We start from the raw sequence: 13,210 nt of genomic DNA, 5'->3' as shown, positions 1-13,210 counted from the left end.
CCGCGCCTGTCGACGCGTGCGTTCTTCGCTGTCATTTAGATTTTCTTTTGCTACTCACCATTGTGCCGGCGCCGCTGCGTTCATAGTTTTGCGGGCCATAGCGGCGACCGCAGGGGCCGCCGCCAAGACGTGAAACGTGGAGGAACCATGGCCGTATCACTGTTCGATCCGATCAAGCTGGGCGCGATCGACGCGCCGAACCGCATCATCATGGCGCCGCTGACGCGCGGGCGCGCCGGACCCGGCTTCGTGCCGAACGAGCTCGCGCGCGAATATTACCGCCAGCGCGCGTCGGCGGGGCTGATCATCTCCGAAGCCACGGGCATTTCGCAGGAAGGGCTCGGCTGGCCGAGCGCGCCCGGTCTCTGGACCGATGCGCAGGTCGAGGGCTGGAAGCCGGTGATCGAGGCGGTGCATGAAGCGGGCGGCCGCATCGTCGCGCAGCTCTGGCACATGGGCCGCGTCGTCCATTCGGTGTTCAACGACGGCAAGCCGCCGGTTTCGGCGTCGCCAACGCAGGCGCCCGGCAAGGCGCACACGCCGGTCGGCCGCCGCGAATATGAAGTCGCGCGTCCGCTCGAGCTCGGCGAAATCCCGCGCGTCATCGCCGATTACGCGCATGCCGCCGAAAATGCGAAGCGCGCCGGATTCGACGGCGTGCAGTTGCACGGCGCGAACGGATATCTGATCGACCAGTTCCTGCGCGACGGGTCGAACCTGCGCGACGATGATTATGGCGGTCCGGTCGAGAATCGCATCCGCCTGCTCCGCGAAGTGACCGAGGCGCTGATCGCGGTCTGGGGCAAGGATCGCGTCGGGGTGCGCCTGTCGCCCAACGGCGACACGCAGGGCGTCGACGACAGCGCGCCCGAAAAATTGTTCCCGGCGGCGGCCGCGGCGCTGGACGCACTTGGCATCGCTTTCCTCGAACTGCGCGAGCCCGGACCCGACGGCACGTTCGGCCGGACCGACGTGCCGAAGCAGTCGCCGGCGATTCGTCAGGCCTTCAAGGGGCCGCTGATCCTCAACAGCGATTATACCGTCGCGCTCGCCGACGAGGCGCTTGCGAACGGCGCGGCCGACGCGATCGCCTTCGGCCGGCCGTTCATCGGCAACCCCGATCTGGTCGAGCGAATCCGGAACGGCGCCGAATGGGCGGCGGACGATCCGCAGACCTGGTACGCCCCGGGGCCGGTTGGCTACACCGACTATCCGGCGCTGCAAACGGCGTGAACTGCCTCATCCTCCCAGTCGCGAAGCGATGGGGAGGGGGACCGTTCGCGTAGCGAATGGTGGAGGGGCAACGGCGTCGCGTCCTTGCCCCTCCGTCAGCCCTGCGGGCTGCCACCTCCCCATGGCCTTCGGCCACAGGGAGGATATTCAAGCTAGCTTCGCTCGGCGAGCGCCTTGTCGACGATAGCGGCGCCGATCGGCCCGAGAAAATTGCCGCCGAAGCGGAACAGCAGGAATGCGCCGACGAACAACAGTAGCGGCGCGATGAAGGCGATGACGATCGCCGCGATCACCACCCCAAAGAACAGGAACATAAGGCGGCCGGTCAGTTCGGCCTGCGCCTGCTGACCCAGTTCGATCGTGCGCGGCCCTTTTGCATCCCACCATTTCGCCGTGACGATCGTCTTCCGGTCGCCGGCTCGCGATTGAGACTGCGGGCGTTGCGGGATGCGGGCGGGTCCCTTTCCCCTCGCCTGCTGGGCCCATGGCTGCTTGCGGTTCATCGCGGGCGCCGCCGCCGCCTTCCCATCGTTCGGCGGTTGCGGCGCGGCGCGCGGCGGCGCCGGAGCGGCTTCGGCAAGGTCGAGGATCGTCTCGGCACGGGCCGGAGCCGCCCGCGCCGCGGGGCGGTTCGGCTCGGTCCCCATGCGGCGATCATGGGCGTCCATCCGTTCGGCCGCCGTCGGCGGGGTCTGCCCGGTTTCGCGATCGATCACCACCAGCCGCCCGCCGCGCTCGACGACGGAGAAGCGGCTGGGAGGCGGGCGGTCAACCAATGCCGAATTGTTCCTTGAGCGCGAGCATCGCGAGCGCGGCCTTCGCCGCTTCGCCGCCCTTATCCTTGCGCGTCTTGTCGGCGCGCGCAAGCGCCTGTTCCTCATTCTCGACGGTGAGGATACCGTTGCCGATGGCAAGGCCATCGAGCGTCAGCGCCATGATGCCGCGCGCGCTTTCGTTCGACACCACCTCGAAATGATAGGTCTCGCCGCGGATCACGACGCCAAGCGCGACATAGGCGTCGTAGCGCCCGCTGTCGGCGGCGAGCGAGATCGCCGCGGGGACTTCCAATGCGCCGGGTACCGTCACCGTTTCGTGGCTGTGGCCTTCAGCGTCGAGCGCGCTGCGCACGCCGTCCAGCAGCATATCGTTGAGGTGCGAATAAAAGCGGGCTTCGACGATCAGGACATGTGCCATCAGGCTTCTCCGGGAATGGGGCGTTCGCCGACGACCGACAGACCATAGCCTTCGAGCCCGACGATATTGCTGTGGGTGGGGGTGAGCAGTTCCATCGCGTGGACGCCGAGGTCGGCGAGGATCTGCGCGCCGATGCCATAGGTGCGCAGGTCCATGCCGCCGGTCGGCGGCGGCAGCGCCTCGGCATCGGCCGAGCCGGGGAGCGGGCGCATCAGCATCACGATCACCCCCGCGCCGGCCTCGCCGATCGCATCCATCGACCGCTGGAGGCGGCGCTTCTTCGGACCCGGACGGCCCATGATGTCGTCGAAGATCGAAACCGGGTGCATCCGCACGAGCGTGACGCCTTCGGGATCGACCGGGCCCTTTTGCAGCACCAGATTGACGCTGCCGTCAATCTTGTTGCGATAGGATTTCAAACGCCAGTCGCCGCCATAATCCGATTCGAACGGTTCGTCGGACACGCATTCGACCAGCCGGTCGCTGCGGTTGCGATAGGCGATGAGGTCGGCGATCGTCCCGATCTTGAGCCCGTGGCGCCGCGCGAAGGGGATGAGGTCGTCGAGCCGCGCCATCGTGCCGTCGTCGTTCATGATCTCGCAGATCACGCCCGACGGGTTGAGCCCGGCCAGACGGGCAATGTCGACCGACGCCTCGGTATGGCCGGCGCGCACGAGCACGCCGCCGTCGCGCGCGATCAGCGGAAAGATATGGCCTGGGGTGACGATGTCGTCGCGGGTCTTGCCCGCGTCGATCGCCACGGCAACGGTGCGCGCGCGGTCGCCCGCCGAAATGCCCGTCGTCACGCCTTCGCGCGCCTCGATCGAGGTGGTGAAGGCGGTTTCGTGGCGAGTGCCGTTGTTGCGGCTCATCAATTCGAGCCCGAGCGTGTCGACGCGCGCCTTGGTCAGCGTCAGGCAGACGAGGCCGCGCCCGTGGGTGACCATGAAATTGATCGCGTCGGGGGTCGCCATCTGCGCGGGGATGACGAGGTCGCCCTCATTCTCACGATCCTCATCATCGACGAGAATGAACATGCGGCCGTTGCGCGCCTCGGCGATGATTTCCTCCGGGCTCGCCATCGGCGACAGGTCGCTGCCGTTCGCGAGCCAGTTTTCGAGCTTGCGCAGCGTTTCGGCGGTGGGGTTCCAGCCCGGCGAGTCGAGGTCGCGCAGGCTGTTGGCGTGGAGACCCGCGGCGCGCGCGAGGCCCGAGCGGGACATGGCCCCGTCGTCGACGATGGCGCGAATGCGATCGATGAGCTGTATGGACATGATCACCATGTCTCACATCATAATGTGATTGTCAATCGAGTCATCACATTGAAGGCCCGTCGCCCCGCCAAGGCGGCGGTCGCCGCCGGTTTGCGCAGCGGTGAAGGGAACGGCCGATTGCGGCCCCCGCCTTCGCGGGGGCGACGAGCATTGCGATACGGTCGGGGACCGGGCCGCCTAGAGCATGATCATCTTTGACTGAAGCGTTACAGCGTTTCCCGTGTCCCCGCGAAGGAGCATCGGGTCGGATCGTCCCCCGGACGATCCTTGACCATGCGGGGCATGGTCAACCCGATACTGACCCATCTCCTGTGGGTTCAAAATAGCACCGACCGGAGATGGGCTCCCGCCTTCGCGGGAGCACACAGCTTATTCAGTCAAAGACGATCATGCCCTAGTTGCTGGGGCCGAAGGTCGGGCCGAACTCGCGCTCCGGCGCATCGGCCTTGGCTTCTAGCAACGCCAGAATGCGTCCGCTGCGGTCGTCGCGCTTGGCATAGTCGCGCGCCGACATGCCGGCGATATGGTCGGCCTTGTCGGGATTGGCACCGCGCTTGACCAGCAGCCGGACCATCGCGACATTCCGCGCCTGTACCGCGAGGATCAGCGCGGTTTCGCCGCGCCGGTTGGTCTGATCGACGGGGGCCTTGCGGTCGAGCAGCTCTTCGGCGCCGTCGGTGAAGTTGATGAGCGCGGTGTGCATCAGGGGGGTCACCTCCTGACGATCGCCGATCGACGGATCGGCGCCCTTGGCGAGCAGGAAGCGCAGCCAGCTGATGTCGCGCCGCTTGGCGACGATGATCAGCGCGGTTTCGCCGGTGTCGGGATTGCGCGTGTTGACGAACGATGGATCGTCCTTCAGCGCCTCGGTCGCCTTGGTCCCGTCGCGGCTCTCGACCGCTTGCAGAAAGGCATAGCCGCCGCGGAACTGCGCCTGCGCGGGATGGACGAGCCCCGCGACCGCGAGCAGCATGAGGAGACAAGAGGCGAGGCGGAATTCCGCGCGTCGAAACATGATCGGGCGACCCCCTGGGGCAATTTGTCCGTCGCGCCGCGCGACGACAATGGTTGATTTTCGGCGGCTAGCCGACCAAGGCTGGCCGCATGATGAATATCGCAAATATGGGACAAAGGCTGGTCCGTGCAAGCCTGATCCTCGCTTTCGGCGCCGCGCTCGCAGGATGCAGCGGTTCGGGCGAAGGCGCGCCCGCCAAGCCGCCGCTCGAGGGCGCGCGGATCGGCGGGGCCTTCACGCTGACCGACCAGAATGGCAAGACCGTCCGCGATACGGATTTCGCCGGCCAATATCGCCTCGTCTATTTCGGCTACAGCTTCTGCCCCGACATCTGTCCGGTCGATCTGCAAAAGCTGATGCGCGGCCTGTCGCAGTTCGAAAAGGCCGACGCCGCGCGCGGGGCGAAGGTCCAGCCGCTCTTCATCACCGTCGATCCCGAACGCGACACGCCCGAAGCCTTGAAGCCCTTCGTCGCGCGCTATCACCCGCGCCTGCTCGGCCTGACCGGCACGCCCGAACAGATCGCCAGCGTCGCAAAGGCTTTTGTCGTCACCTATAACAAGGTGCCGGGCTCGGCGCCCGACCGCTATCTGATGGCGCACAGCCAGCTCGCCTTCCTGATGGATCCCGACGGAAAGCCGCTCGCGCTGCTGCCGCTCGACGACCCGTCGTCCGACATGGACGAGGGCGCGCCGGGCAAGGTCGCGGCCGAGCTGGCGAAGTGGGTGAAGTGATGGCGGCAGGGGCGACATCGCAGCGCCCCTTCTGGGAAGCGCCGCTCGCCAGCCTCGACGCCGGGCAATGGGAGGCGCTGTGCGACGGCTGCGGCAAATGCTGCCTGCACAAGCTGGAGGATGAGGATACGGGCCGCATCTATCCGACCAATGTCGCGTGCCGTCTGCTCGACCTGACGACCGCGCGCTGCAGCGATTACAAGCATCGCCGCCGCCACGTTCCCGACTGCCTGACGCTCACCAGGGCCAAGGTCGACGATCTCGAATGGCTGCCGCAAAGCTGCGCCTATCGCCTGCGCGCCGAGGGCGAACCGCTGCCCGACTGGCATTATCTCGTCTGCGGCGATCGCGACGCGGTGCATCGCGCGGGGCAGTCGATCGTCGGCTGGACGGTCGGCGAAGATGTCGCGGGGCCGCTCGAGAATCATCTTGTCGAACGCGTCATTTGATCCTTCGGCCGGCCGGCCTCACATCTGGGTGGCGGGCGAAGCCTGGCCGGTGCGCGTCGTGCGCCATGCGCAGTCGCGCCGCTACCGCCTCGTCTTCGACGGCGCGCGCGGCGAACTGCGGCTGACGGTGCCGCGCCGCGCCAGCGAGCGCGCGGCGCTGACATGGGCAGGCGAGCAGCAGGCATGGCTCACCGAACAGCTCGGCAAGGCGGTCGTACCAATCCTCGTCGGCCCCGGCGCGGCGCTGCCCTTTCGCGGCATCGAACGCCATGTCGACTGGGCGCCCGCCGCGCCGCGCGCGATCCGCCTCGATGGCGAGCGGCTGCACGTCGGCGGCCCGCTCGAAACGCTCGGACGGCGTATCGAACGCTGGCTGAAGGCCGAGGCGCTCGACCTGATGGAGCGCGAGAGCCGCGACATCGCGGCTGCCGCGGGGCTGACGGTCGGCCGCGTTGCGGTCGGCGATCCGCGCAGCCGCTGGGGCAGCTGCACCCACGACGGCGACCTTAGATACAGCTGGCGGCTGATCCTGGCGCCCGACCATGTCCGGCGCGCGACCGTCGCGCACGAGGTCGCGCATCTGCGCCACATGGACCATGGCGCGGCGTTCCACGCGCTCGTCGACGAGCTGCACGACGGCGACGTCGCGGCGGCGCGCGGCTGGCTGCGCCGCGAAGGGCGCGGACTCCACCGCTATCGCTTCACGGCCTGACCCGATCGCCCCCGCTTGAATCGTCATCCCGGCGAAGAAGAGCAGAAGGCGCATCAATCCGAGACGGCTATGCCCTACTCCAAAGGCTCCGACGGCGGGCGCTGCTGCGACGGCCGCGCTGTCGGCGGCGGCACGAGCTTCGGCACCGTGACGATCTTGGGCTGCCCGCCGTTCTGGCGCGCGCCATTCCGCGGCGCCGCGCCATCCTCGGCCGGTGCGGGCGGGCGGCGTCCGGTCTGCTCCTCGATCCATTGCTGGTCGAGCACCGGACCTTCGTCGGCTGGCGGCGGCATCGGTCCGGTCGTTTCGGGCGGGCGGCTGTCATAGGGCAGCTCGATCGGCATGCCATTCTCGTCGACGAACCCTTCTTCGCCGGGTTCGCCCATATAGGCTTCGTCCTCGTCCTCGAGCTGCCATTCGGGCAGCACGACTTCGGTGTCGAACTGCTCGACCGGACGCCGCGCGACCGCGACGCGCATATAGTCGGCGAAGGCCCTGGCAGGCGCCCGCCCGCCCTGGAGCCCGCCGACGGGTTTCGCATCGTCGCGGCCCATCCACACGCCGGTGGTGATCCCGCTCGAAAAGCCCAAAAACCAGCCGTCCTTGTTGCTCGAAGTCGTGCCGGTCTTGCCCGCGACGGGCCGCCCGATCTGCGCCGCCCGGCCGGTGCCGGTGTTCACCGCGGTCTGCAGGAGATCGGTGATCCCGGCGGCAACCCAATGATCGACGAGCGTCTGCCCGCGCTCGGCGGGGCGCTGATAGAGCAATTCGCCGCCCGCCGTCGTCACTTTGGTGATGCCATAGGGCTGCACCGACACGCCGCCCCGCGCCACGGCGGCGAAGGCGGCGGTCATGTCGATCACGCGCACCTCGGCGCTGCCGAGCACCATCGAGGGGTGGGTGTTGATGGGCGTGGTGATGCCGAAGCGGCGCGCCATGTTCGCGACCGCGGAAAATCCGATTTCGTCGCCCAGCTTCGCCGCGACGGTGTTGACCGAATAGGCGAAGGCGCTGCGCAGATCCATCGTGCCCGCGAAGCGGCCCGACGAGTTGCGGGGGCTCCAGCCGTTGATCGTCACGGGCTCGTCGACGACCGGATCATTGACCTTATACCCCGCCTCGAGCGCCGCCATATAAACGAACAATTTCCACGCCGACCCCGGCTGGCGCAGCGCCTGCGTCGCGCGGTTGTAGTTCGACGCGACATAATCGCGGCCGCCGACCATCGCGCGCACCGCGCCGTCGCGGTCGAGCGACACGAGCGCGCCCTGCACGCCCTTTGGCGTGTCGGCCTGGATCGCCGCGGTCGCCGCACGCTGCATGCCGAGGTCGATCGTGGTGTAGACATCCAAGGCTTCGCTGCCCTCGTCGATCAGCATGTCCAGTTGCGGCAGCGCCCAGTCGGTGAAATAGCGCGCGCTATTCTGTCCGGTTTCCTTCGCGAGCTGGACATTGGCGGGCTCAGCGGCGTCGGCCTGCGCCTGGGTGATGACCCCGGCATCGGCCATGACGTCGAGCACGACACCGGCGCGGCCCAAAGCGGCCTGCGCGTCGGCGGTCGGCGAATAGCGCGACGGCGCCTTGACGAGCCCGGCGATCACCGCGGCCTCGGACAGCGACATTTCGGTCGCGCTATGGCCGAAGAAGCTGTTCGACGCGGCATCGATGCCATAGCTGCCGCCGCCGAAATAGACTTTGTTGAGATAGAGTTCGAGGATCTCGTCCTTCGAGAATTTCCATTCGAGCGCGAGCGACAGCACCATCTCGCGCATCTTTCGCGCCCAGGTATAGCTGTTCGACAGGAAGATGTTGCGCGCGAGCTGCTGCGTGATCGTCGAGGCGCCCTGCATCCGGCGCCCGGAGCCGTAATTCTGCACCGCGAACACCGCGGCGCGCGCCATGCCGACGGGATCGACCCCCGGATGATAGCGAAAGCGGCGGTCCTCGACCGCGACCATCGCGTCCTGCATCACCTGCGGCGTTTCCCTGAGGGTCAGCCAGCGGCCGTAATTGGGCCCGAGCGACAGAAAGACCGTGCCGTCGGCGGCGCGGACGCGGATCGTCTGGCCCGCGGGCGATTTCTTGAGCTCCTCGAAGCTCGGCATCCGCTGCACCGCGATGCCGACCGCGACGCCGAGCGCGACGAGGGCGACGACCGCGAGGCCGAGGCCCCAGCGAAGAGCACGGCGCAACCACGTGCGCCAGCGCGGCGGACCACCACGGGGCGTGCCGCTACGCTTGCTGGACGATGACGATTGTTTCGACGAAGCTTGCTGTCTTTCGCGGCGCAAAGCCCGTATTCCTTCCCTCGCGTCGCCCCTGATGCGTCAGTAGCGAGGGCGTGTCAGCCTTCGCCGGTTGACGCCTCATCCTGCCCGCGGTCCGCGAAGTCAAGCGCCGCGCTGTTGATGCAGTAGCGCAGCCCCGTCGGTCCGGGGCCGTCGGGGAATACATGGCCGAGGTGGCCTTCGCATTTCGCGCAGCGCACTTCGGTGCGGACCATGCCGTGGCTCGCGTCGCGATGTTCGCTCACCGCGCCGCCCGCGGCGGGTGCGGTATAGCTCGGCCAGCCCGATCCGCTGTTGTATTTGGTGCGGCTGTCGAACAGCGGTGCGCCGCATCCGGCGCAGTGATAGACGCCATCGCCCTTATGGTCGGTATATTTGCCCGTGAACGCACGTTCGGTGCCGCCTTCGCGCAGCACATGATGCGCCATCGGGTCGAGCGTCTTTTCGGTTTTCGGGTCGGTCATGGAGAATCTCCTTCGGATAGGCCGTATCCGGCCATCGCCATAGCCCATAATATCGGTGCCGCGCCGCCCGGCCGCAAGGGGCCAGAAGGGTGGCACGGTCAGCGCGGGTCGATGCGCGTCATCTGCGAGGTCATTCGCACCAGCGCGGGAAAAAGTGACGCCGCACGCGTTATAATCCCCGCCGTGCGCCGGTTTTCGCCGAGGCGCCAGACAAGGTTCGCGAGCGCGAACGGGCGCGCCATCGCGACGGCGAGGCGGTGCTGGAACGCCGGCGCGGCATTGCCGCCGCCGTGACGCCACGCCGCCACCGCGGCGTCGGCGCTGGCGAGGGCGAGCCCCATTCCCTCACCCGCGAGGCTGGGGATCACCCCCGCCTGATCGCCGAGCCGGAACAAGCCGGGCGCGGTCCCGGCGGTTCGCCAGCCATAGGGGACGTGGCCGATCGCATCGATGCTCCGCGACCAGTCGGCATGCGCCAGCCGCTCGCCGAGGCGCGGCAGCGCGCCGCCCAGCATATGGAGCAAGGCGGCAGGTTCGCCGCCCGCCTCGTCGAGTCGCGATTTCTGCACCGCGAGGCACAGATTGCCGCTGCCGTCCTCCTGCCGCACCAGTCCGGCATAGCCGCGATCGAACAGGTGCAGCTCGACCGCATCGCCGACCAGCCGCTCGAACGCGGGATGCGCGGGCAAGCGCAGCCGTAACCCCATGACGGGATCGCCGCGCTGCCAGCGGGCGGGTTCGCGCGAGAAACCGCGAAAGCCATGCTTGCCGGTCGCGAGGAAGAGCGAGGACGCCGCCAGCGTCGCGCCATCCCGCGTCTGCACGCCGCCGTCGTCGATCGCCGTCGCATGGACGCCGCGTTCGAGCCCCACGCCCGCGGCGACCGCAGCCGCCTGCAACAAACTGTCGAGTCGGTGGCGCGACACCCCCATGGCTTCGCCCGGCAACAGTGTTTCGCTTCGCCCCTCGCCCGCGAACAGGCGCACGCGGCGGACCGCCTGCCCGCCGAGCGCCGCCCGGTCGATCCCGAGCGCGTCGAGCCGCGCCAGCGTCCGCCAGCTCAGGAACCCACCGCATAGCGCGTCGCCCGTTTCGCGCGCGCGTTCGAGCAACAGTGCTCGGGCGCCGCCGCGTGCCAGCCCGATCGCCGCCGCCGACCCGGCAGGCCCGGCGCCGACGATAATCGCGTCACTCACCGGATGCGCTCGACGCAGAGGCGCCAGGGGAAGCTGCGGAAGATCCGGCATTCTTCTGCCACGCCGGGCAGCGCCTCCGCTAGCATCGCCGTCCACTCGACGCGGCGAAAACTGCGCCCGACCGACAATTGCCCGTCGCGCCGCACGATCGGATCGACCAACGTCAGTGCCGCGAGCAAGGGATAGAAGGCAAAGGGCAGGCGCCGGCGATGCAGGTCGTTGACCAGCCAGCCGCGCGCCGCCTCGCCTTCCATGAAGCGCAGAAATTCGCTGCGCTCGGCGGGCGTCATATGGTGGCTGACGAGGCTCGACAGGATGATGTCCCACCCCTGCCCCGCCAGATCGCGATAATCGCCGGTGACGAGCCGCACCCGATCGCCGAGCCGCGCGCGCGCGACCGCCTCGCTCTTCGGGTTGAGATCGACTCCCGCGAGATCGAGCGCGACGCGCCGGCGCCCACCCCAGCGCGCGATCCGCGCGAGCATGTCGCCCGCGCCGAAGCCGACGTCGAGGATGCGCCACGGTCGCGCTCCCGTGCCGCGCGCGCGCACCCGTTCCAGAAACCCCAGCGTCGGCCGGGACGCCAGCGTCAGCGCGTTAATCCGCGACAAATCGGCGAGCACGCGCGCATAACGCTCGGGGGACAGCGCCGCCGCGTCCATTTCCTCTTCGCGCGCGATCGGCACCCGGAGGCTGGCAAAGGGATTCATGCCCGGAACCGGATCGCCTCGGCGGCGAGGCCGGGGCCGAAGGCGATCGCGATGCCCTCCCCCGTCGCGCCCCGCGCCATCATGTCAGCGAGCACGAATAATATCGTCGCCGACGACATATTGCCGAACCGCGCGAGCACCGCCCGGCTGTCGGCAAGCGCCTCGGGCGCGACCGCCAGCGCATGTTCGACCGCATCGAGCACCGAGCGGCCCCCGGCATGGACCGCGAGCAGCGGCGGCGGCGCACCGGCATCGCCGAACAATTCGCGCTGGACGTCCGGACGCGCGAGCGTTTCGCGCAGCCGTCCCGGCACCTCTCCCGACAGCGTCATCTCGAACCCCCGGTCGCCGATGTCCCAGCGGATCAGCTCTTCGCTATCGCCGAGCGCGAGGCTGCGACCTTCGCCGAGTTCGAGGCCGCCCGCCGCCGCCGAGACGATCCCCGCGGCGGCGCCGTCGCTGAACTGAAGCATCGCAAGCAGCGGCTCGGGCGCGTCGGCGAGGCTGAGGTGGAGCGTCGACAGCTCGACGCTCACGACCAGCACCACCGCGCCCGGCTCCGACCGCACGATATGCCGCGCGGTGCGCAGCGCGGTGACCCCGGCGTAGCAGCCCATGAAGCCGATCAGCACGCGCTCGACCGTCGCGGTGAGGCCCAGCCGCCGCGCGAGGATCTGGTCGATGCCGGGCGCGACGAAGCCAGTGCAGCTCGCGACGACCAGATGCGTGACCCGCGCCGGATCGAGCGCGTCGTCCAATGCCGCGATCGCCTGCATCGCGAGCTCCGGCGCATGATCGGCATAGGCCGCCATGCGGACCGATGTCGGCGGCAATCCGGGAACGTCGTAGAAGCCGCCCGCCGCGACCGGCGACCCGCCGGCCGGGGTGGGCGGCAGCACCGACCAGCGATGGTCGATCCCCGATCGCGCCGCCATCCGCGTAAAGAGCGCGCGCATGCGCTCGTCGCTGAGCCGCGCCGCCGCCCAGTCGATGAAGGCCCGATGGATGTCGTGCCCCGGCACCGCGGTGGCGAGGGCGTTCAGCCGGGGAGGCGGAGGCGTGGTCATCGCGCAGGTGTGGCCGAAAAGCGGAGGGCAGACCAGCGATTAGCGCCCGGTCCACTTTACCGCGGATTAACCACGGCCGGGCTTTTCCTCGGCCTCGCCCTGGCCCTTGGCGGCGCGCCCGTCGCGGCAGCCCCGTGCATGCTCTGCGCGCAAGACAAGTCCGGCGGCGGCGCGACTCGCGAGGCCGAAACACCGCTGCGCGTCGAGGTTGAAACCCGGCTCGATATGGGCCGCATCGCCGTCGGCGCGATGGGCGGCGAGGTCGAGCTCGATCCGGTGTCGGGCGCGCGCCGCGTGCGCGGCGATGTCGTCGATCTGGGCGGCTTCGCGCTGACCGGCGTCGTGACCGTGCGCGGCGAACCCGGCGCCGAGGTGCGCGTGATCCTGCCCGCGAGCGTCGACCTCGAAGGCGGCCATGGCCGCACCGCGCGCGTCGCGGGCCTCGTCACCGACCTGTCGGCAGCACCGCGCCTTGGCGCCGACGGCCGGTTGCAATTTCGTTTCGGCGGCCGGCTGCAGGTCGCGGCGCTCGACGACGGTGACTATCGCGGGCGGATTCCGGTGACGGTGGAGTATCAATAGGGTGAAGGCCGGCTTTGGGGTGGGGGAGCTGCCATAGCTCTCCTCCACTTCCGTCATCCCGGGCTTGACCCGGGATCCCACTTTTTGGGGCATCGACCGGTCTTCGGCATCAAGCGGGACCCCGGATCAAGTCCGGGGTGACGAATAAAGAGACGGCAGCAATCCGTCGGCAGCGGATGTTCCCTTGTTCCGTTCGTGTCGAGCCCTTCGACTGCCTTGGCAGGCGCTCAGGATAAACTTCGACCTTTGGTTGAAGTCGAGACACCCATCGATGTAGCGCCTGGCCCGAGGG

14 protein-coding genes are annotated in these 13,210 nt (G+C 68.7%); 5 read left to right on the top strand and 9 right to left on the bottom strand.

The window, feature by feature from the left end; translation table 11 throughout:
* Positions 1 to 147: 147 nt before the first annotated feature.
* Positions 148 to 1,233, top strand: coding sequence for an alkene reductase (locus QZL87_RS18140; protein WP_295321839.1), 1,086 nt, complete (start codon positions 148 to 150; stop codon positions 1,231 to 1,233).
* 152 nt (positions 1,234 to 1,385) lie between these two features.
* Here QZL87_RS18140 and QZL87_RS18135 read toward each other — a convergent pair whose 3' ends face one another.
* From QZL87_RS18135 to QZL87_RS18120, 4 genes are all read right to left on the bottom strand, one after another.
* Positions 1,386 to 2,009, bottom strand: a complete 624-nt coding sequence (locus tag QZL87_RS18135; protein ID WP_295321837.1) for a hypothetical protein — start codon at positions 2,007 to 2,009, stop codon at positions 1,386 to 1,388.
* Positions 2,002 to 2,427, bottom strand: a complete 426-nt coding sequence (ribH, locus tag QZL87_RS18130) for a 6,7-dimethyl-8-ribityllumazine synthase (RefSeq protein ID WP_295321834.1) — start codon at positions 2,425 to 2,427, stop codon at positions 2,002 to 2,004. The genes QZL87_RS18135 and ribH overlap by 8 nt, the downstream gene beginning before the upstream one ends.
* Positions 2,427 to 3,701 carry a 3,4-dihydroxy-2-butanone-4-phosphate synthase gene (ribB, locus tag QZL87_RS18125; protein WP_295321832.1) on the bottom strand — a complete coding sequence of 425 codons (1,275 nt, stop codon included), beginning with the start codon at positions 3,699 to 3,701 and terminating at the stop codon, positions 2,427 to 2,429. The genes ribH and ribB overlap by 1 nt, the downstream gene beginning before the upstream one ends.
* A 394-nt stretch (positions 3,702 to 4,095) precedes the next feature.
* On the bottom strand, positions 4,096 to 4,716 hold the full coding sequence (locus tag QZL87_RS18120; protein WP_295321829.1) for an ankyrin repeat domain-containing protein: 621 nt from the start codon (positions 4,714 to 4,716) through the stop codon (positions 4,096 to 4,098).
* Positions 4,717 to 4,805: 89 nt separating this feature from the next.
* On the opposite strand from QZL87_RS18120, the gene QZL87_RS18115 reads away from it, so the two are divergent.
* From QZL87_RS18115 to QZL87_RS18105, 3 genes are read left to right on the top strand one after another with little or no spacing between them, the layout of a single operon-like run.
* Entirely contained in the window at positions 4,806 to 5,450 is a 645-nt protein-coding gene (locus tag QZL87_RS18115; RefSeq protein WP_295321827.1) for an SCO family protein, read from the top strand.
* Positions 5,450 to 5,899, top strand: coding sequence for a YcgN family cysteine cluster protein (locus QZL87_RS18110; RefSeq protein ID WP_295321824.1), 450 nt, complete (start codon positions 5,450 to 5,452; stop codon positions 5,897 to 5,899). Before QZL87_RS18115 ends, QZL87_RS18110 begins: the two co-directional genes overlap by 1 nt.
* A gap of 28 nt (positions 5,900 to 5,927) precedes the next feature.
* Positions 5,928 to 6,611, top strand: a complete 684-nt coding sequence (locus QZL87_RS18105; protein WP_295321821.1) for a M48 family metallopeptidase — start codon at positions 5,928 to 5,930, stop codon at positions 6,609 to 6,611.
* A 74-nt stretch (positions 6,612 to 6,685) separates the two neighbouring features.
* Here QZL87_RS18105 and QZL87_RS18100 read toward each other — a convergent pair whose 3' ends face one another.
* The 5 genes from QZL87_RS18100 to QZL87_RS18080 all read right to left on the bottom strand — a co-directional run bounded on the left by QZL87_RS18100 (position 6,686) and on the right by QZL87_RS18080 (position 12,336).
* Positions 6,686 to 8,803: a PBP1A family penicillin-binding protein gene (locus QZL87_RS18100; protein ID WP_295321818.1), complete on the bottom strand. Its 2,118-nt coding sequence runs from the start codon at positions 8,801 to 8,803 to the stop codon at positions 6,686 to 6,688.
* A gap of 152 nt (positions 8,804 to 8,955) precedes the next feature.
* Positions 8,956 to 9,363: a peptide-methionine (R)-S-oxide reductase MsrB gene (msrB, locus tag QZL87_RS18095; protein ID WP_295321815.1), complete on the bottom strand. Its 408-nt coding sequence runs from the start codon at positions 9,361 to 9,363 to the stop codon at positions 8,956 to 8,958.
* Between the two features lie 98 nt (positions 9,364 to 9,461).
* On the bottom strand, positions 9,462 to 10,559 hold the full coding sequence (locus tag QZL87_RS18090; RefSeq protein ID WP_295321812.1) for an FAD-dependent monooxygenase: 1,098 nt from the start codon (positions 10,557 to 10,559) through the stop codon (positions 9,462 to 9,464).
* Positions 10,556 to 11,221 (bottom strand): methyltransferase domain-containing protein, encoded by a 666-nt coding sequence (locus QZL87_RS18085; protein WP_295327037.1) that lies wholly within the window; start codon positions 11,219 to 11,221, stop codon positions 10,556 to 10,558. The genes QZL87_RS18090 and QZL87_RS18085 overlap by 4 nt, the downstream gene beginning before the upstream one ends.
* A 44-nt stretch (positions 11,222 to 11,265) precedes the next feature.
* Positions 11,266 to 12,336 carry a type III polyketide synthase gene (locus QZL87_RS18080; RefSeq protein WP_295321809.1) on the bottom strand — a complete coding sequence of 357 codons (1,071 nt, stop codon included), beginning with the start codon at positions 12,334 to 12,336 and terminating at the stop codon, positions 11,266 to 11,268.
* Positions 12,337 to 12,474: 138 nt separating this feature from the next.
* Here QZL87_RS18080 and QZL87_RS18075 point away from each other — a divergent pair, with 138 nt between their 5' ends.
* Positions 12,475 to 12,918: a DUF4402 domain-containing protein gene (locus QZL87_RS18075; protein ID WP_295321806.1), complete on the top strand. Its 444-nt coding sequence runs from the start codon at positions 12,475 to 12,477 to the stop codon at positions 12,916 to 12,918.
* Positions 12,919 to 13,210 lie beyond the last annotated feature (292 nt).

The organism is uncultured Sphingopyxis sp. (assembly GCF_900078365.1).
Lineage (GTDB): Bacteria > Pseudomonadota > Alphaproteobacteria > Sphingomonadales > Sphingomonadaceae > Sphingopyxis.
The sequence above is the reverse complement of the archived record's forward strand: the minus strand, read 5'-3'. Positions and strand labels throughout refer to the sequence as shown.

Excerpts from the sequence above, each read along its gene's own strand:
- QZL87_RS18140 (WP_295321839.1), top strand. The coding sequence starts at position 148 with ATGGCCGTATCACTGTTCGATCCGATCAAGCTGGGCGCGATCGACGCG.
- ribH (WP_295321834.1), bottom strand. The coding sequence starts at position 2,427 with ATGGCACATGTCCTGATCGTCGAAGCCCGCTTTTATTCGCACCTCAAC.
- ribB (WP_295321832.1), bottom strand. The coding sequence starts at position 3,701 with ATGTCCATACAGCTCATCGATCGCATTCGCGCCATCGTCGACGACGGG.
- QZL87_RS18120 (WP_295321829.1), bottom strand. The coding sequence starts at position 4,716 with ATGTTTCGACGCGCGGAATTCCGCCTCGCCTCTTGTCTCCTCATGCTG.
- QZL87_RS18115 (WP_295321827.1), top strand. The coding sequence starts at position 4,806 with ATGATGAATATCGCAAATATGGGACAAAGGCTGGTCCGTGCAAGCCTG.
- QZL87_RS18110 (WP_295321824.1), top strand. The coding sequence starts at position 5,450 with ATGGCGGCAGGGGCGACATCGCAGCGCCCCTTCTGGGAAGCGCCGCTC.
- msrB (WP_295321815.1), bottom strand. The coding sequence starts at position 9,363 with ATGACCGACCCGAAAACCGAAAAGACGCTCGACCCGATGGCGCATCAT.
- QZL87_RS18085 (WP_295327037.1), bottom strand. The coding sequence starts at position 11,221 with ATGGACGCGGCGGCGCTGTCCCCCGAGCGTTATGCGCGCGTGCTCGCC.
- QZL87_RS18080 (WP_295321809.1), bottom strand. The coding sequence starts at position 12,336 with ATGACCACGCCTCCGCCTCCCCGGCTGAACGCCCTCGCCACCGCGGTG.
- QZL87_RS18075 (WP_295321806.1), top strand. The coding sequence starts at position 12,475 with ATGCTCTGCGCGCAAGACAAGTCCGGCGGCGGCGCGACTCGCGAGGCC.